This window comes from Flavobacterium sp. (genome assembly GCF_034111225.1).
In the GTDB taxonomy this organism is placed as follows: Bacteria; Bacteroidota; Bacteroidia; order Flavobacteriales; family Flavobacteriaceae; genus Flavobacterium.
In genome coordinates, this window is record NZ_JAWUXR010000004.1 from 42,476 (window position 1) to 59,996 (window position 17,521).

Annotated in this window: 19 protein-coding genes; 15 read left to right on the forward strand and 4 right to left on the reverse strand. The window is 31.2% G+C overall.

Features of this window, described 5'->3' with window-relative positions:
• The first annotated feature begins 1 nt into the window (after position 1).
• Together UXY25_RS00980 and UXY25_RS00985 are read left to right on the forward strand one after the other, a co-directional pair.
• Positions 2 to 1,123 carry a hypothetical protein gene (locus UXY25_RS00980; RefSeq protein WP_320814126.1) on the forward strand — a complete coding sequence of 374 codons (1,122 nt, stop codon included), beginning with the start codon at positions 2 to 4 and terminating at the stop codon, positions 1,121 to 1,123.
• A 48-nt stretch (positions 1,124 to 1,171) separates the two neighbouring features.
• Positions 1,172 to 1,849, forward strand: a complete 678-nt coding sequence (locus tag UXY25_RS00985) for a M24 family metallopeptidase (RefSeq protein WP_320814127.1) — start codon at positions 1,172 to 1,174, stop codon at positions 1,847 to 1,849.
• A 10-nt stretch (positions 1,850 to 1,859) separates the two neighbouring features.
• On the opposite strand, the gene UXY25_RS00990 is transcribed toward UXY25_RS00985, so the two are convergent.
• Complete coding sequence (locus UXY25_RS00990; RefSeq protein ID WP_320814128.1) at positions 1,860 to 2,342, reverse strand: MarR family winged helix-turn-helix transcriptional regulator; 483 nt, start codon at positions 2,340 to 2,342, stop codon at positions 1,860 to 1,862.
• Positions 2,343 to 2,477: 135 nt separating this feature from the next.
• The gene (locus tag UXY25_RS00995; protein WP_320814129.1) at positions 2,478 to 4,358 is read right to left on the reverse strand and encodes a hypothetical protein; all 1,881 of its coding nucleotides are present in this window, start codon (positions 4,356 to 4,358) and stop codon (positions 2,478 to 2,480) included.
• Positions 4,359 to 4,612: 254 nt separating this feature from the next.
• Between UXY25_RS00995 and UXY25_RS01000 the strand changes: the two genes are divergently transcribed.
• The 11 genes from UXY25_RS01000 to UXY25_RS01050 all read left to right on the forward strand — a co-directional run bounded on the left by UXY25_RS01000 (position 4,613) and on the right by UXY25_RS01050 (position 13,253).
• Entirely contained in the window at positions 4,613 to 5,266 is a 654-nt protein-coding gene (locus UXY25_RS01000) for a TetR family transcriptional regulator C-terminal domain-containing protein (protein WP_320814130.1), read from the forward strand.
• A 2-nt stretch (positions 5,267 to 5,268) separates the two neighbouring features.
• Positions 5,269 to 6,579 carry an ABC1 kinase family protein gene (locus UXY25_RS01005; RefSeq protein WP_320814131.1) on the forward strand — a complete coding sequence of 437 codons (1,311 nt, stop codon included), beginning with the start codon at positions 5,269 to 5,271 and terminating at the stop codon, positions 6,577 to 6,579.
• Positions 6,579 to 6,998 (forward strand): hypothetical protein, encoded by a 420-nt coding sequence (locus UXY25_RS01010; protein WP_320814132.1) that lies wholly within the window; start codon positions 6,579 to 6,581, stop codon positions 6,996 to 6,998. Before UXY25_RS01005 ends, UXY25_RS01010 begins: the two co-directional genes overlap by 1 nt.
• Complete coding sequence (locus UXY25_RS01015) at positions 6,985 to 7,269, forward strand: TIGR03643 family protein (RefSeq protein ID WP_320814133.1); 285 nt, start codon at positions 6,985 to 6,987, stop codon at positions 7,267 to 7,269. The genes UXY25_RS01010 and UXY25_RS01015 overlap by 14 nt, the downstream gene beginning before the upstream one ends.
• Before the next feature lie 116 nt (positions 7,270 to 7,385).
• A complete protein-coding gene (locus UXY25_RS01020; protein WP_320814134.1) occupies positions 7,386 to 8,162 on the forward strand; it encodes an NYN domain-containing protein in 777 nt (258 codons plus the stop codon).
• Between the two features lie 106 nt (positions 8,163 to 8,268).
• Positions 8,269 to 9,717 carry an FAD-dependent monooxygenase gene (locus tag UXY25_RS01025; RefSeq protein WP_320814135.1) on the forward strand — a complete coding sequence of 483 codons (1,449 nt, stop codon included), beginning with the start codon at positions 8,269 to 8,271 and terminating at the stop codon, positions 9,715 to 9,717.
• Positions 9,718 to 9,781: 64 nt separating this feature from the next.
• The gene (gene xerA, locus UXY25_RS01030) at positions 9,782 to 10,831 is read left to right on the forward strand and encodes a site-specific tyrosine recombinase/integron integrase (protein ID WP_320814136.1); all 1,050 of its coding nucleotides are present in this window, start codon (positions 9,782 to 9,784) and stop codon (positions 10,829 to 10,831) included.
• 118 nt (positions 10,832 to 10,949) lie between these two features.
• Positions 10,950 to 11,228: a hypothetical protein gene (locus UXY25_RS01035; protein ID WP_320814137.1), complete on the forward strand. Its 279-nt coding sequence runs from the start codon at positions 10,950 to 10,952 to the stop codon at positions 11,226 to 11,228.
• 9 nt (positions 11,229 to 11,237) lie between these two features.
• Positions 11,238 to 11,531, forward strand: a complete 294-nt coding sequence (locus UXY25_RS01040) for a CPCC family cysteine-rich protein (protein ID WP_320814138.1) — start codon at positions 11,238 to 11,240, stop codon at positions 11,529 to 11,531.
• 162 nt (positions 11,532 to 11,693) lie between these two features.
• The gene (locus UXY25_RS01045; RefSeq protein ID WP_320814139.1) at positions 11,694 to 12,269 is read left to right on the forward strand and encodes a hypothetical protein; all 576 of its coding nucleotides are present in this window, start codon (positions 11,694 to 11,696) and stop codon (positions 12,267 to 12,269) included.
• A gap of 168 nt (positions 12,270 to 12,437) precedes the next feature.
• Positions 12,438 to 13,253: a hypothetical protein gene (locus UXY25_RS01050; RefSeq protein ID WP_320814140.1), complete on the forward strand. Its 816-nt coding sequence runs from the start codon at positions 12,438 to 12,440 to the stop codon at positions 13,251 to 13,253.
• A 225-nt stretch (positions 13,254 to 13,478) separates the two neighbouring features.
• On the opposite strand, the gene UXY25_RS01055 is transcribed toward UXY25_RS01050, so the two are convergent.
• Together UXY25_RS01055 and UXY25_RS01060 are read right to left on the reverse strand one after the other, a co-directional pair.
• A complete protein-coding gene (locus UXY25_RS01055) occupies positions 13,479 to 14,597 on the reverse strand; it encodes a hypothetical protein (RefSeq protein WP_320814141.1) in 1,119 nt (372 codons plus the stop codon).
• 4 nt (positions 14,598 to 14,601) lie between these two features.
• The gene (locus UXY25_RS01060) at positions 14,602 to 15,075 is read right to left on the reverse strand and encodes a T9SS type A sorting domain-containing protein (RefSeq protein ID WP_320814142.1); all 474 of its coding nucleotides are present in this window, start codon (positions 15,073 to 15,075) and stop codon (positions 14,602 to 14,604) included.
• Between the two features lie 301 nt (positions 15,076 to 15,376).
• Between UXY25_RS01060 and UXY25_RS01065 the strand changes: the two genes are divergently transcribed.
• Complete coding sequence (locus tag UXY25_RS01065) at positions 15,377 to 16,633, forward strand: DUF2254 domain-containing protein (protein ID WP_320814143.1); 1,257 nt, start codon at positions 15,377 to 15,379, stop codon at positions 16,631 to 16,633.
• A 166-nt stretch (positions 16,634 to 16,799) separates the two neighbouring features.
• Complete coding sequence (locus tag UXY25_RS01070; protein WP_320814144.1) at positions 16,800 to 17,459, forward strand: hypothetical protein; 660 nt, start codon at positions 16,800 to 16,802, stop codon at positions 17,457 to 17,459.
• Positions 17,460 to 17,521: the final 62 nt, after the last annotated feature.

Below are 17,521 nucleotides of genomic sequence, written 5' to 3' on the forward strand. Positions count from 1 at the left end.
TATGAAAAATTATATCTTTCTTATTCTTAGTTTAGTATTACTTACATCATGTGAAAAAGAAACAACTTCAAATCTAAAACAAATTGAAGCCAATCTTAAAACAGACAATTCTTCTACAAGTGAGTTTATTCTAAAAAATGATACAATTTTAAAAGGAAAATTAGGAACCGAAATTTTCATTCCAAAAGATTTATTTGACAATTATACCAATGGTAAAATAACCTTCGAATTAAAAGAATTTTATAGCAAAGAAGACATCATTCTAAATGGTTTATCTACTATTACAGATAAAGATGAATTGTTAGAATCATCTGGAATGTTGTATATCAATTTTACTGAAAATGGTAAACAATTAATCATTGCAGAAGGTAAAAAATACAGAGCTCAACTACCAAACAAGATTCTTGATAAAAGTAATATCTATACAAATGATAATGATTCTATTTTTAAATGGAAGTCAAGTAATAATAAGATTTATACTGAAATTCCAGATTATCCAAGAAATTTAAAGTTTTTAATTTATACCAAAGCTGAAGGTATTGGTGGTTTTTTTAAAGAAGTACATTTAGATAGTGTAGATATTGTAAAAAGAAAAGACTCACTCGATTTTGTAAAGATTCAAGATAAATATAATCAAGATGTTATAGAACAAAATGAAGTTTTTTTAAATGAACTAGGATGGGATAGTGAAATCAATAATGGAAAATTATCAAATGATGAAAAAACTAAAAAAAGAAAAAAGTTAAATAACTTATATAGTATCGAAAATGAAGTATATTCATTTTCTTCAGATACATTAGGTTGGATAAATATTGATAAGTTGTTGGAATATGAAATAGAGAAAAATATTCAATTTAAAAATAAAGTAAATCATGATTTCTATTGTGTAAATTTAGTTTATTTAAATAATAATTCAATATTAGCATATTATCCAAATGAATTTAAAATTCTAAACCAAAAAGTAAAAATAAAAGGAGAAATGAAAATTATTATATATTCATATCATAATGATAAACTATTTTATGATACTTTTTATTTAGATAAAAATTCTAAAACAAATTTTGAAATTAATCTAAAAGAAACTACACTAGAAAAATTAAAAACTATTTTAATTACACCATAATTTTATTTAAATTTCTAATTAAATTAAAAATTTATAGTTACTAAACACATGACATCAGCCCTTACCCACTTAATTGAAGCCGAGAAAAAAGCAGAAATTCTATTTCAAGAAATTGAAAACAGAAATCTTGTAATCGCTAGAAAAACAGAAAGTCAATTAAATAAGGAAGTTTTTAACTTGGCATTTGAATTGTTTGGCATTCGTAAGTTTTGGCACAAACGCATTGTTCGTTCTGGCAAGAATACTTTATTGCCTTATAAAGAGAATCCGCCTAACTTAACCATTCAAGAAGATGACATTATGTTTTTTGATTTTGGTCCTGTATTTGAAGATTGGGAAGCAGATATTGGTAAAACCTATGTGCTTGGGAACAATTCCCAAAAACTAAAGTTAAAACAAGATGTAGAGCTTGCTTGGAAAGAAGGAAAAGCCTATTTCGATCTAAATAAAGACAAGCTTACTGGTTCGGATTTTTTTAATTATACTAAAGAATTGGCTGAGAAATACGGTTGGGAATATGGAAACCATCATTGCGGACATTTAGTTGGTAATTTTCCGCATGAAAAACTTCTAGGCGAGGATGAAATTAATTATATTCATCCAAATAACGATGTATTAATGTCTGCAAAAGATATTAATGGAGAAGAACGATTTTGGATTTATGAAATTCACTTTGTAAACAAAGAGCTAGAAATTGGTGGCTTTTTTGAACAATTGGTATCTTAAACCCGTAATTTTATAATTCTACTTTGTTTATTAAATCAATATAGTGTTCTTTATTATTTTGATTCAATTCAGCATACATTGCCATTGAAGAATCGCTAATTGCTAAAAGTTGTTCCATAAGAACTGCTTTTTGCTCTTCGGTTAGTTTTTTAAGAAATATGCCGATACCAAATTTTTCTTCTTTATCTAAAAACACACATGTTTTTTTACCTTTTTCAGTAAGATATAAGTTAAAATTACGTTTGTCAATTACATCAACTTCTTTATCTATATAACCTTTAATTACTAATTTATTTACCGCTTTTGCAGTAGTAGTTTTATCTACTAAAAGTAATGAGGATAGCGTTTTTTGATTGATTCCAGGATTTTCTTTTATTCGAACTAAAAATTGGTATTGCCCTTTCTCTAAATTAATAGATTTCATTACATAATCACTAAACGAGTTTACCGATCTATAAATTTGCCCAATTTCTCTTAAAATTTCTTTATCCATTTCTATTGTACTAGGGAACTTTTTTATAACGACTAAAGCATCTAAGCCTTGTGTTTTATAAGGCTAAATATACTTAATTAAACGAAAAAACACCCAAATAAATGAGTGTTTTTTAATTAATACCTTATAAAAGGTTTATTCTTTATTTAATAATTGCATTAATATTTTATTCTGCTCTTTTAATTCTTCTACGGCAGTTTTTAGAAGTTCAATTTGATCTTGTTGCTCTTGAATAGCTTTAACCGCTACAGGAATTATTTGATTGTACATAATTCCGTTAGGGTTTTCAATTTGCATTTTAACCAAATCTTCACCTTCTTTTACAGTGTACCAATCAGAAGTTTTAACAGCTTCTGGTATTACTTCTAGTAATTCTGTTGCATTAAAACCAATAGCTAAATCATTTTCTTCAGTAGTAGTCATTCTACTTCCAATGTTTTTGGATTCTTCTCTAAATTCAAATGGTTTTAATTGCATAATTTCGGCTAAACCTTTCATTTTTTTTGCAGATTTACCACTTGTTCTACTGTATGTAGTTCCGCCACTTGTAACCAAATTATTTGCAAAAACATTATTCCAATATCTATTAGGCCCAGCAAAACCAGCATTACCTAAATTTAGTATGTTTGTAGTGATAGGACTTACACTGTTACTAAAAAAGAATTCAGAATTTCCATCCACAATATATTCAATTGAACCCATTTCTATAGCAGTTCCACCAGCATTTCCAGTCCAAAAACCTGCAACAAAATCCATTGTATATAAATTATTTCCGGTATCACGAAATGTTGTATTATCTTGTGGTAAGATTGTAGGAGCTCCGCCACCAAAACTAATATAATCGGCTGGAGCATTTGTTCTCAATATTCGTCTATTGTTCCCTTGTAATTCGAAATACCCTGTCGAGCTACCATTAAATGCTAAGTTATAAGTACCAAGACCTATGGCAGTATTTTCAGTAAGTGCACCACCTAATTTTACAACACCACTTTTTGTTAATCCATTTATAAAAACATCACTTCCACCACCACTTCCACTAGAAGGATTTTTCCAAGTTGCATTTCCGTTTGCATCAGAAGTTAATACATAACCATTTTGTTGTTGGCCATCTTCTAATCTTAACACATAAGAACCTGCTACAGCCACTTGGTTTTCTGTAACCAAAATATCATCTAAAGAAGCATCATAAGAATTAGATCCTTTGTATCTAAATCTTAAAGAATAATTATTTCCTGCAACAACAGTTAGCGCACCAGAATATGTTGCATTTATTGATGTAGATGTTAATGATAAAGGTGTAGAAGTTGTAGTTCCTGTAGTTTCATTGTACAATGTTACTACAAAACTATCTCCATTATTATAATGTTTGTACCCATAGTTGAAAGATACATTTATAGACGTTGTTGTTGGAGTAAAATTTCCAACTTTAAGTGTTTGATCTTGTACACAAGCACCCCATTTTATATAGGCTCTTTCAGCTGTACAAGTTGTACAAGAAGCTTGAGTGGAATTAACTGTAGTAACATGCCATATGTTAGGAGATGTTGTACATGTATTACCGGCATTAAGTGTATTACTTAACGCACCAGTTGAAAAATTATTAGAGTACAATATTGTCATACCTCCAGCACTTCCGGGCACTGTAGTTCCCGTAACATGAAATTGTGTAGAAGGTGCGGTATTACCAACACCCACGTTTCCACCGTTAGCGTTATACATATTTGTACCGTTAATAGTCCAATCGTTATCAGCTCCTCCAAAAGTAGTCCAAATAGTTCCATCAAAATACCAAAAACCAGAAACACCATTTGTTTGATATATTAAAAGTCCTGTTGCTGGAGATGCAATTGCAGTTTTTTGTGCTAAAGTCATTCTCGGAATTAATACACCAGAATTTGTTGATGTAATATCAAGCATTGAAGATGCATTAGGAGAAGTTGTTCCAATACCAACTTGTGCATAACTAGTTGAAATTGAAAATAGGATTAAGACAAAAAAATAATTTAATTTTTTCATGTTGCACTTGATTTTTTTATTGTTTGTTGATTTTTTGGTTCTGAAATTTTAATTCGAGCGCAATTTAAAAATAATAGTTGAACTTTCAACTATTATTTTATTTAGTAATAAAAATATTTTTTTAAAAAATTTAAATTTATCACGTTCAAATAGTTTGTTCCAAATAATTAAAAACACAATATTTATGTTTTGTTTAACTTTTTATAGTATTATTTAAACAAAAAATCTTTATCTTTGATGTAAATAAAAATGTCATGGCGAAAGAAATAAAAATAAGTAAAGAAAAAATTACAAGCGCTTATGCTAAAATGGTTTTAGAAGATGGTAAAAAACCAAATTCAATTTACCATTTCTGTCAAGCTTTAAAAATTGAAGAAACTCAATTTTATCAGTTTTTCTCTAGTTTTGAACATATTGAGGAAAATGTATTTGAAAATTTATTTGAAAGCACCCTACAATTATTAACTAAAAGTAAAGATTATAAAAGCTATGACGCTAAAACAAAAGTGTTGAGTTTTTATTTTACTTTTTTTGAACAGTTAACAGCTAACAGAAGTTTAGTTCTCTACCTTCTAACTCAAGAAAAAAGTAAGTTAGAAAATCTAAAAAAACTTGAAAGTCTTAGAAAACATTTCAAGAATTATATTGATGGTTTAGGCATTGAAACAATTAACATTCCCCAAGAACAAATTCAAAAAATACAACAAAAAAGCATTTCTGAAATGGCTTGGATTCAAATGTTAATGACTTTAAAATTCTGGATGGATGACAAATCGCCGTCTTTTGAAAAAACTGATATTTTTATTGAGAAAGCTGTACATGCTAGCTTTGACATGTTAGACGTTACGCCTTTTAAAAATATTATCGATTTTGGTAAATTTCTTTGGAAAGAGAAAATGAACAATTAATTATGAAAACATTAGACAGTATTCCTACGTCAAAAATTCAACGTGCTTCAAAACTTATTCAAACAGGTGCTAAAGTAGGTGTGAATTATTTAAAATATTATGGCGACAAATTGGTTAAAACCGAAGAAGAAGCCAAAGAAAGTCTTAATCAATCTAATGCAGAAGATATTTACGACGGGTTGAAGCAAATGAAAGGAAGTGCTTTAAAAGTAGCTCAAATGCTAAGTATGGAAAAAAGTATTTTACCTCGTGCTTATGTAGAGAAATTTTCACTTTCACAATTTTCAGTTCCGCCATTGTCTGCGCCATTAGTTATGAAAACCTTCAAAAGTTATTTTGGAAAAAGTCCAAATGAAATTTTTGATACGTTTAACCCAAATTCTATTAACGCAGCAAGTATTGGTCAGGTTCATCAGGCTGAATTAGAAGGCAAAAAATTAGCTATAAAAATTCAATATCCTGGTGTAGCACAAAGTATTTCGTCTGATTTGGCTTTGGTAAAACCTATTGCTATTAAAATGTTTAATATAAAAGGGAAAGATTCTGATAAATATTTCCAAGAAGTTGAAAGTAAGTTAATTGAAGAAACCGATTATATTAACGAAGTAAAACAAAGTAAAGAAATTGCTAAAGCTTGTAAGCATTTACCAAATTTAGAATTTCCAGAATACTATGAAAAATGGTCTTCTGACAGAATCATTACAATGGATTGGATGACAGGTAAACATCTTTCCGAATTTACTGCAATAAACACTAGTCAAGAAGTTTCAAATACAATTGGACAAGCTTTATGGGATTTTTACATGTATCAAATGCACGTAATTAAAAAAGTACATGCCGATCCGCATCCAGGTAACTTTTTAGTTTCGGAAGAAGGAAAGCTAATTGTCCTTGATTTTGGTTGTATGAAAGAAGTTCCAGAAGATTTTTATGTTCCTTATTTTGAATTAGCAAAGAAAGAAATCATCAACAATCCAATACTTTTTGAAGAAAAATTATACGAATTAGAAATACTAAAGCCAGAGGATACAACAGAAGAAAAAGTATTTTTCTCTAAATTGTTTCATGAATTATTGAGTTTATTTACACAACCTTTTCATGAAGAAACATTTGATTTTTCAGATGATGTTTTTTTTAATAAAATGGCTGAATTAGGAGAACGTTATTCAAAAAGCACCGAAATTCGTAATATGAATGGAAATAGAGGTTCTAAGCATTTTATTTACATCAACAGAACTTTCTTTGGTTTGTATAATTTAATGCACGACATAAAGGCAAACAACGTAATTATCAATAATTTTAAACAGTATTAATGCTTTACGATATTACTTATAGAAATGATAAAGTGACTAAAGAAATAAATGATTTCATTGGTAATCCCTATTCTTTTTTAAAAGCAATACAAATGGGCGGAACTGGTTCTCATAGAATGATGATTGATGAAGTAAGTGCTCATTTTAAAAATATAGTTAACACTGTTTCAGACATTAATTATGGCTCAATAGAAATACGCCCAAATGGAATTATTTTTCATGTTTCAAAAGGTTTGCAGCGTTTTGCTTGGTTAATACCTTACTACAAATTGGTTATTTTTAAATCAATCACATTAAGCATTCATGCAGACGGTAAGTTTATTAAATTTAAAGACAATCAATTTACAAGAAAAAACAGTGCATTCATATCAAAATTAATCGATTTAAAATCAAAAAAAACTTCAGATGCTTGTTATTGAAAATTTAAATGAAATTCAAATAGACAGAGTTATTGAAATGGCTTGGGAAGACCGAACGCCTTTTGAAGCTATTGAATTTCAATTTGGTTTAAAAGAAATGGACGTAAAAGCGCTAATGCGAAATCAATTAAAACGCAAAAGTTATGAATTATGGCGCAAACGAGTAACCAACAGGAAAACCAAACATGAAAAACTACGTACCTTTTCTGAAGGACGTTTTAAATGCAAACTGCAAAGACAAATTACCAACAATAAAATATCTAAACGATAAACAAAGTCCATTAGCAAACACTAATGGATTTTTTAATATATTTGAATAACAAAAAAGCATGACGTTTTCATACATCTAAGCACGTTAGCTATAATTATAAAAAGCACTAACAAATTATGAGTGAAAAAAAATTTAATATAGCCATTTTAATAGATGGAGATAATGCACAACCAAAATTACTAAAAGAAACAATCGAAGAAGTTTCAAAATATGGTAAAGCAACAATTAGAAGAATTTACGGAGATTGGACATCTCAAGCAATGAATTCTTGGAAAGCTTTAATTAATCAATATTCAATAAATCCAATTCAAAAGTTTTCATACACTACTGGAAAAAACTCAACAGATGGAGCCCTAATTATTGATGCTATGGATATTTTACATAGTAAAAATACTGAAGGCTTTTGTATCGTTTCAAGTGATAGCGATTATACAGGTTTAGCAAAGCGAATTCGAGAAGAAGGACTGTTTGTAATGGGAATTGGTGAGAAAAAAACACCAGAATCTTTTGTTCAATCTTGTGATATTTTTACCTATACAGAAAATATTACTCCAAAAAATATCGAAGTAAGCGAAACGAAGCCTAAAACCGATAAGAAAAAGGCTTCTCAAATAAAAGTTAAAAACACTAGTAAAAAAGTGGGCAAAAAAATAAGCATCTTATCAGAAAAGGATAGTAAAACAATTTCTAAAGCTTTCGACATTTCAACTGATGAAAATGAAATTGCATATATTTCTAAAGTTGGAGGAAATATTAGGAAAATTGATCCAAGTTTTGACACTAGAACATATAATTTTGCGTCACTATCAAAATTATTTGAAAATTTAGATGAATATGAAGTTATTAGAAATGAAGTAGGCGCTTTAAATCATCCATTAGTAAAAAGAAAATAAGTACTACTAACAGCAGTTATATACAAAGTTTAGTTCTGTATGGTCTCGGTTACTTTTTTCATAGAGGGAATCAAAATCAGATGAAATAAAAAAGAAGGAAAAAAAGGTGGAAAATGAAGAAGCTAGCTGGACTATTTGTCAGCAATGTAAGGGACAAGGCAAAAAAAGCAAGAGGTCAAGCAAGAAAACGCTGCTCCGCTACAAGATAGCATTAGAACAATTTGAAAAATCTAATAGTGAAGTTACAGCTCCAGTTCGTCCTAATGGAAGCCTATACTCCTGCTTAAACTGTTCTGGATCAGGTTTAGTTCCTTCTGTTAATCCTGCTGAAGCAGATACAAAAAACTATCCACATGTTGCCATTATTGGCGGTGGTATAGGCGGCGTTGCATTAGCAGTAGGCTGTTTGCACCGAGGAATTCCTTTTACCCTTTATGAACGCGATAATAGCTTTAATGATCGATCTCAAGGTTACGGACTTACTTTACAACAAGCGAGTAAAGCAATTGAAGGATTAGGTATTTTCTCTTTAAAAGAAGGGATAATTTCAACAAGACATGTGGTTCATACTACAGATGGAAAAGTGATTGGCGAATGGGGATTCAGAAATAGAACACAATCAGCTGCGCAAAAATCTTCGAAGCGTAGAAATATACATATAGCACGACAATCTTTACGTTTAGAGCTGCTTGAGCAACTCGGCGGACATGATAAAATTCAATGGGGACACCAATTAGTAGATTTTAATCAAGTTGAAGGTAAAGACATTGAATTGAACTTTCAAGTGAACGGTGAGATGAAAAGCGCAAAGGCCGATCTTTTGGTTGGAGCCGATGGTATTCGTAGTGCAGTGCGAAAGTTATTGATTGGTGAAGACAATAGCCCTTTACGTTACCTAGGTTGTATTGTGATATTAGGCATTTGTCCTTTGAGTGCTCTCGAAGGTGTTAAAAGTCCATTATTGGATTCAGAAACGGTATTTCAAACTGCAAATGGAAATGAACGCATTTACATAATGCCTTATGATTCAAACTCGGTAATGTGGCAACTTAGCTTTCCTATGACAGAAAAAGAAGCTAAAGCTTTGAGTGCGAAAGGAACTAAAGCACTTAAAGAAGAAGCATGTAGTAGAATAAAGTGGCACAATCCTATTCCACAAATTTTAGCAGCGACACTAGAAACTCAAATTTCTGGCTATCCTGTGTATGACCGAGCACTACTTCAACCCGAATTATTGGAAAAAGCGGGTCAAGTTACACTTATTGGAGATGCGGCTCACCCAATGAGTCCGTTTAAAGGGCAAGGTGCAAATCAAGCATTATTAGATTCATTGGCACTTGCCAGAGGAATTACTAAAGGATGTAGACCTTTATCTCAATGGAGAGAAGACGGAATAAGAAAAAGTGTGTTGACTGAATTTGAATTAGAAATGTTAGAGCGCAGTGCTACAAAAGTAAAAGATTCAGCTGAGGCAGCCCAGTTTCTACATTCTGAAATTATACTTCAAGAAGGTGATGAAACGAGAGGGCATATAATAAAGAAAAAAGAAGCATAACAATTACAAAACATATTGTTCTATTTTGTAATTTTGATATTATAAACGCCAAAATATCAAGTATATGCCAAACCCTTTTACTATAAAACCGGGAAAACACAATAATGAAAAAGTACTTTTTATACTTTTTGAAAAGGATTATGAATTAATTCAAAGGGTAAAAAAGATACCCGGAAGCACTTGGAGTTCCTCAAAAAAAGTGTGGTATGTTTTAGATACTGATTACCATCGTGCACTTTTTAAACTTGAGCCACTAGCCTACTCACAACCTTCAGAAGATGGAATAAAGCATTTACAAAAATTCACCTATTGGTTAAAGTCAAAAAGATATAGTGAAAACACCATAAAAACCTATACCGATGCTTTAAAGTCCTTTTTGATTTTTTATAATACCAAAGAAATTTCGGCGATTACAAATGAAGATGTTGTTTACTTTAATAACGAACATATTTTAAAAAACAACTTTTCTCATTCCTATCAAAACCAGGTAGTAAATGCAATAAAATTATATTTTAAAACCATTCAAAACACCAGTTTAGAGCTAGACAAAATTCACCGTCCAAAACGAGAGAAACTGTTACCCAATGTATTGAGCAAAGAAGAAGTAAAAGCTATTTTAAACGCACATTCAAATGTAAAACACAAAATGATGCTTTCGTTAATATATAGCTGCGGATTAAGATGTGGCGAATTAATAGCTTTAAAACCAGTACATATAGATTCCAAAAGGAATATAATTATGCTGAAAAATTCCAAAGGAAAAAAAGATAGAATTGTGCCCTTGAGTCCTAAAATTTTAGAAATGCTACGAGAATACTATTTAGCATTTAAACCAAAAAACTACCTTTTTGAAGGACAAACTGCAGGAAATCCATATGATAGCAGAAGCTTACAGCAAGTGCTAAAACAAGCACTTAAAAAAGCAGGAATAACAAAACCAGTAACCTTGCATTGGTTACGACACAGTTATGCAACACATTTACTAGAAAGCGGAACCGATTTGCGCTACATACAAGAATTACTAGGTCATAATAGCAGTAAAACAACTGAAATTTACACCCATGTAAGTACAAAAAGCATCCAACAAATAAAAAGCCCATTTGATGATTTATAATTATATCTTTTTATTTACATTTGTAAATAATGCGCTACGCAATAGCGACAAAACACCTAATTATGGTTGTATAGTCGCTACTTTATAGCGGGTATAAACTAGTTACCAGCAATATTTTATGAACGAAATCCAGACAAAAGGCTTTATCGATTCTAATAATGTAAAGGAAATATTATCCAATTCCTTCAAATTAATTGTTGAAAATAATACTTGTGAGGATTTAAATTTGAGTAATAAAAATGTTTCAATTGACTTGAATCATATCCAAAGTGATTTAAAAATTCCATTTATTACTTTTAAATGTATAATTATTAATCAAGACAAAACAATAGGTTTTTATTCTGTTGTCTTTGAACAAACTGGAAAAATAATTGATGATTTTTTTGTAATTTTTTAATCCTGTAAAATGAGCTTAAGAAAACTTAACGAAGATTATAAACATGGCGCGAATGGAAAATATTTTTGCAAATGTTGCGGTTACAATACTTTATCAGAATTTCCAAATGGAACTTATGAAATTTGTGAAATTTGTTTTTGGGAAGACGACCTCTACCAAACAGAAAATCCAAATGAAAAAGGAAGTCCAAATCGAGTTTCTTTAATTGAAGCAAGAAAAAATTTTGAAGAATTTGGAGTTTGCGAACTTGAAATGAAAACGAATGTTAGAAAGCCGAACGAAAGCTATATACGTAAAATATAAATTAATACTGCTGGTAACAGCAGTTAAAAGTAATGGCTTTGGCTTGGGTTTAATCAGCCGAAAATAATGCGCTTATTGAAAGGTTTTTTCTATATTTGTGTCAGCCGTAGCTTAATTATCGCCACAGAAATTTAGCTGCAAAACGTTACCAGCTATATTTTAATGAAACAACTAACATTCATATTTTTTATCTCGATGCTTTTACTTTGCAGTTGCGAAAAAAAGAAAGATGCAATAGTAATAGAAAAAAAAGTGCTTAATTCAATATTTGTAGATGTTATTGATTCAATTTATTTTAAGTTAGATTCTGCAAAAATAATTACTAGAAATCAATCAAAATTTATTGTAGTTAACGATTCCGTTAATAAATTAGGTATGCCAAATTCTGCAAAAATATTTAGGCATTTTAAAGGTGTTAATCAAGTCTATTTAGACACTATCTTTGAAAATGCTGAATACAAAATCAATTTTAAAACTCTTCCCAAAAGTCATTATACTTTTATATATAGTTCAACACTTCCACATTCGTTAGATAGAATTAATTGGCAGAATTATTCTCTTCCCGGTGTATTGACATTTACAAAAATGCATTTCGATATAGAATTTAAGGTTGCTATGTTGGGAGTTACTTATGGAAATGGAAGCGTTTGGACTTCGAAAGAATTCTACATTTACGCAAAAAAAAGAAATGAAAACTGGATTATTGACCAAGTGCTTTTACGTGATTTAATTTATTAATACAGCTGGTAACAGCCGTTTGTAGCAATTGCTAGGCTTGGTTTGTGTTCGGAATTTTCTCCGAAAATTCCACGAGGAGTTTTGTACTTGTAATCTTTTGTCTTAAATTTACGCAACTGCCACAAGCGGCAACACGTTAACAGCAATTATAACCAGACGAAACTTACCATGATTGAAAATGACATGAACAGAACTTCATTGACCGAAAAAGATATAAAAATCGGTGTTTGGACTTATGGTGAAGTTAATACTGAGAAAAATGTTCCGTCTATTTCATATAGCGAAATTCCCGAAAACGTAGACCAATTAGACAGATTGTGGATTAATATAGGTGCTTGGACAGGTTTGCCTGAAAAAGAATTTAGTGTTCATAAAAAGGAATGGATTAAAATACTTCCAACACTTAAAAACATAAAATTCCTTTGGGTAAAAGGTTCAATTAATCAAGATTTTTTCGATACAATATGTAAAATGAATTGGTTAGAGGCGTTGAATATTCAAGGATTGACGTCATTTAAAAATCTGAATAATATTAATTCATTACAAAAACTACTTCATTTAAAAATTGGAAGATCAAGTAAACTTGAAAATATTGACAGCATTTCTAATTTAAATAATCTTATAACACTTCAGGTTGAAGGTTTTAAATTAATCTCTGATATTTCGCCAATTACAAAAATAAAGTCGCTAAAAGGTTTACACATTAAAGGCGATATGTGGAAAAAACAATATATTGATTCAGTTAATGGTTTAGAAAATCTAACGGAATTAGAATATTTTTCATTGAGCGGAACAGAAGTCAAAATAAAAGACATTACACCTATTACGAAACTTAAAAAATTAAAAAACCTAGAAATCGGATATTGGTGGACTAAAAGTGATTTACAGGTTTTATATAATTCACTTCCAAGTTTGTTGTATGGAAGCATCAAAGAAGCAGGTGAAACTGGTGAATATGAAAAGTACTTAAAGCCGATAAAATAACTGTTGTTAACAGCCGTTTGTTGCAATTGCTAGGCTTGGCTTGTGTTCGGAATTTTCTCCGAAAATTCTACGAGGAGTTTTGTACTTGTAAACTTTTGTCTTAAATTTACGCAACTGCCACAAGCGGCAACACGTTACCATTAATTATGACTAAAAAGTATATACAAAAGCCCTCTTTTTGGAGGGCTTTTACTTATTATTAAGGATATATAGTTTGTTATATTATTAAAAATCAAACCAACCAAAAGTTGTAATCGAAGGACCATGTAATTGAAAATAGAAATCTGCTCCTGTTGCAGGTGATACCCCATTCCAAGCATGTCCATTAGCGTATGTTCCCAAACCCAAACCTTGAACTGCATAATTCACATTTCCACCCGACCCTTGAATAACAAAAGTATAGATATTACCTGCTACCAAAGGAACATTAGTTGTAAACACGTAAGTATCAACTTGTCCTGATGCTGCACCTGAAGTTGTAAAGTTTTCCGAATAAAGTATTGTTCCAGAAACTCCATTTCCATCGCGTATTGTCAATATAAAAGGTACGGTACCATTTGCATCAACTTTTAGTGACAAAGCCCCAATATTAACATTTGAACTCACTTGAAAACTCTGTCCAATAGGACTTCCAGGTCCGGAAGAACTAAAAACTGTATTAACTGAAGGTGTATGTTCTTCAACCACTGTTCCCGCAGCCAATCCAATAGATGAATATCCTTGTATCTTTCCGCTTGTGGTGTTATATAGCATCATTCCAGCTTCAGGAGTTAGTGCGTCTCTTTGAGCTTCTGTCATTCTTGGAAGTAAAAGTGCACCAGTTGTTGAATTTACTTCTAGAGCAGCACTTGGATTTGGCGTACTTGTTCCAATTGCAACATTACCAGTATTCGAATTATAAATATCCGAACCGCTTGTAGACCAAGAAGAGTTTAATACATTTTCTGCTGTTTTAGCATACAAAGCATATGGCACACTCATTAACTGGCTTGTACCTGTAATAGTATAAGTTGTACTTCCTGTTGGGTCCGTTTCTGTTTTTATAAAATAAGGTCCTGCTGCCCAGTCTATTCCTGCAAAGGTTCCAGTTACAGGTGTTCCTGTACCAATTTCTAAACTTACCAATCCGTTTATATTAGTTGTAGGGGTTTGCGTTTCAACATAAACAGCTGTTCCTGAAGCGCTACCTTGTAAAATACTAATTCGCATACCTACTGCTTGGTTGGCTACTAAAGCATCGCTACTGTTTCTTATAACAGCTTGGTAACTCATTTTTTCTGGTGCTTGGGCAAATATGCTTGTAGTAAGCAATATTGCTGCTAAAAATGTGTAAAATTTATTCATACTATTATTTTTTAATGATTTTAAAAGATTTTAATTTTTGGTTGTTTTGGTTAACATTAAGTAAATATGTTCCTGAAGACAAACTATGCATGTCTATTTGCGTATCTTTTGAAGATATAGTTGCGCTTACAATTGGTTTTCCTTGAATATCATAAAGTGCGTAACTTAAATCGGTAAGATTGATATCACTTATTGCTAGTACTACATAATCTGAAGTAGGATTAGGATAAGTAGCAGCAGTAAGGTTCACTGAAGAAAGAGATGCATTACTTAAAGTAAAAATCTCATAACTTTGTTGCACACCTTGAGAAATAGCACCATTAGAACCAGTATGGGTTGTATAAACCATTTGTCCAACAGAATAACTTGCCGAACCTCCACTTCCTGTGGCATCACCGCCTGAAGCGTCAATAGTTTGTTGTGCATAAAATAATTGCGTAGCAAATAATAAACAGGCTACAAGTGTAGTGTTTCGCATAAGGGTTTTCTAAAAAGATGTTGCTTTTTTTCGACCCAAATAAAGAGGGAGGAAAATTAACTAGTCTAGGTTAATATTCTCGCAAGATAGACTAAATCAAATAAAGGTTGTTTTTACTATTTTCTCAACAAGAAATAACTAATGCTAACAGCAGTTAAAAGTAATGGCTTAGACAAGGGCATACTTCCGAATTTTCTCCGAAAATTCAAAAGTTTGCGTTATATTTGTTTTGGCTTGGTATTGGCTCGTCGCCACTTCTTTTAGCTGTAAAACGTGCACCATCAATAAAAAAATTGAGTAAATGAAAAAAAAGATACTAATCTATTATAACAGGCTTCGCGAACAGCTATGGTTTAGACCTCTGCTATTTTGTTTGTTCTCAGTTGCTGGTGCTTTAGTCGCTCACCAAGCAGATGGCATTGGTTTAAATGACCTGGTTCCTAATATTGATAATGAATCTATTGGAAGTCTTTTAGATACAATATCTGCGAGTATGTTGGTGATTTCCATATTTGCAGTAGCATCAATGCTTTCAGCATTTTCTTCTGCAAGTAGCACGGCAACCCCTCGGTCGTTTAAAATTGTGGTAACAGATGATGTCTCACAAAATGCACTTTCCATTTTTATTGGGGCATTTATTTTTAGTATAGTAGCTACAATAGCTCTTGATAATGGATATTATGACAAGGCAGGCAGATTCATCCTATTTTTATTCACATTATTGTTATTTGCAGTTGTCATACTTACCTTTTTAAGATGGGTAAACAGAATTTCAAGATTAGGTCGTTTAGAGCATACAATATATCAAGTAGAAACCGTTGTGGCCAAGTCATTATCCGCATATATAAAAAATCCTTATCTTAAGGCACGTCCTATAAATGGTAAATTTAGTAAGGAAAATAAAGTATTGGCGAATTCTATTGGTTACATTCAACACATAAATTTAGAAAACTTACAATCATTAGCCGAAGAATTGGAGCTAAAGATTCGACTTAATTGTATTCCTGGTAAGTTTGTAAATAACAATTTTGCCGTTGCTCATTTTATTACGGATAAGGACCTAGATATTGATAAGATTCAAGAAAGAATCAATAATGCAATTCTTGTGGGCCAAACAAGGTTATTTGACGAAGATCCTAGGTTTGGATTGATTTCATTGACTGAAATTGCTAGCAGAGCATTGTCACCAGGCATCAATGACCCAGGTACAGCCATCCAAATTATTGGTAGTCATGAAAGATTATTTTTTTTATGGCATAAAGAGATTGAAAATAGTAATGAAATAGAAGTGGTTTATAATCGTATAGAAGTTCCCGAAATCTCAATGAATGATTTTTTTGATGATGCATTCAGACCAATTGCTCGAGATGGTGCTGGAAATATAGAAGTCATGTTAAGATTACAAAAGGCATTCAAATCAATAGAAACTATAAATCATGAGGATATTAAAAAATTGGCAATTAAATATTCAAAGGATGCATACCATAGAGCGGAACTTGCTATGGTATTTAAACCTGACCTCAATGTATTAAAAAAGGAATGCTTATTCCATCAATAAGTAAACAAAAAGACGGATGCATAACAATGGTTATAAGTAATTGCTTGTTCTCGCCTACTTTTGAAAATCCTCGCAGATTTTCAGTTTGGTGTGTACTTGAAAAGTTAAGTGCTAAACCACGTAACTACTCATAGCCGAGACCGTACCAGCTAAAAAATAAATACTTATGAAATTCAATTTGAAAAGAAAAAAAAGGTTGCGAAATTTAGTAGCTATTTCAATCATCTCTATTGGTCTCTTATGTGTTTCTTGTAAGGCAACACCTGACTCTTCAAAAAAAACAGAAAGTGAATTGATAATGAAAATCAATGCTGTTCAACAACAGGTGATGGCACAAGGAAATATTACTAAAGAAGAGGAACAGGCAATGTTAAGTTTATGCAGTATAATGTCACATGATGACGGTTTAGCAAATTATAGCCCAGATAATAGGATGATACTAAAAGATGTAGAAATCACGCCTGTCTATAATGGTTGTGAGGAACTTTCTGTAGAAGAAACAAAGAAATGTTTTAATGATAAAGTATCTACATTTATAAAGCGGGAGTTTAACTTGAGTGTATCTAAAGATTTAAATCTTTCAGAACCAAAGCAGGTAGAAACTTTTTTTATAATCAACGAAAACGGAAATCTAACTGGTATGAAGGTCAGAGATTCAGAGGTAACCATTCAAGCAGAAATCTTGAGAGTGCTTAGAAAAATGCCTGTGATGAAACCTGCTATTCACAATGGGAAAAGTGTTTCTGTATTATGTTCAATTATAGTAAAATATGGGAATGAAATAGAAATTGATGCTGTTTACATTCCAGAAAGACCAAATGATTAAAAGTTGAATCAATAATTGTAGTAACTTACAAAAGCTAGTTGCCAACAACGTTTATAAAACAT

Coding starts and splice junctions, on each gene's coding strand:
- UXY25_RS00980 (WP_320814126.1), top strand. CDS start 2: ATGAAAAATTATATCTTTCTTATTCTTAGTTTAGTATTACTTACATCA.
- UXY25_RS00985 (WP_320814127.1), top strand. CDS start 1,172: ATGACATCAGCCCTTACCCACTTAATTGAAGCCGAGAAAAAAGCAGAA.
- UXY25_RS00990 (WP_320814128.1), bottom strand. CDS start 2,342: ATGGATAAAGAAATTTTAAGAGAAATTGGGCAAATTTATAGATCGGTA.
- UXY25_RS00995 (WP_320814129.1), bottom strand. CDS start 4,358: ATGAAAAAATTAAATTATTTTTTTGTCTTAATCCTATTTTCAATTTCA.
- UXY25_RS01000 (WP_320814130.1), top strand. CDS start 4,613: ATGGCGAAAGAAATAAAAATAAGTAAAGAAAAAATTACAAGCGCTTAT.
- UXY25_RS01005 (WP_320814131.1), top strand. CDS start 5,269: ATGAAAACATTAGACAGTATTCCTACGTCAAAAATTCAACGTGCTTCA.
- UXY25_RS01010 (WP_320814132.1), top strand. CDS start 6,579: ATGCTTTACGATATTACTTATAGAAATGATAAAGTGACTAAAGAAATA.
- UXY25_RS01015 (WP_320814133.1), top strand. CDS start 6,985: ATGCTTGTTATTGAAAATTTAAATGAAATTCAAATAGACAGAGTTATT.
- UXY25_RS01020 (WP_320814134.1), top strand. CDS start 7,386: ATGAGTGAAAAAAAATTTAATATAGCCATTTTAATAGATGGAGATAAT.
- xerA (WP_320814136.1), top strand. CDS start 9,782: ATGCCAAACCCTTTTACTATAAAACCGGGAAAACACAATAATGAAAAA.
- UXY25_RS01035 (WP_320814137.1), top strand. CDS start 10,950: ATGAACGAAATCCAGACAAAAGGCTTTATCGATTCTAATAATGTAAAG.
- UXY25_RS01040 (WP_320814138.1), top strand. CDS start 11,238: ATGAGCTTAAGAAAACTTAACGAAGATTATAAACATGGCGCGAATGGA.
- UXY25_RS01045 (WP_320814139.1), top strand. CDS start 11,694: ATGAAACAACTAACATTCATATTTTTTATCTCGATGCTTTTACTTTGC.
- UXY25_RS01050 (WP_320814140.1), top strand. CDS start 12,438: ATGATTGAAAATGACATGAACAGAACTTCATTGACCGAAAAAGATATA.
- UXY25_RS01055 (WP_320814141.1), bottom strand. CDS start 14,597: ATGAATAAATTTTACACATTTTTAGCAGCAATATTGCTTACTACAAGC.
- UXY25_RS01060 (WP_320814142.1), bottom strand. CDS start 15,075: ATGCGAAACACTACACTTGTAGCCTGTTTATTATTTGCTACGCAATTA.
- UXY25_RS01065 (WP_320814143.1), top strand. CDS start 15,377: ATGAAAAAAAAGATACTAATCTATTATAACAGGCTTCGCGAACAGCTA.
- UXY25_RS01070 (WP_320814144.1), top strand. CDS start 16,800: ATGAAATTCAATTTGAAAAGAAAAAAAAGGTTGCGAAATTTAGTAGCT.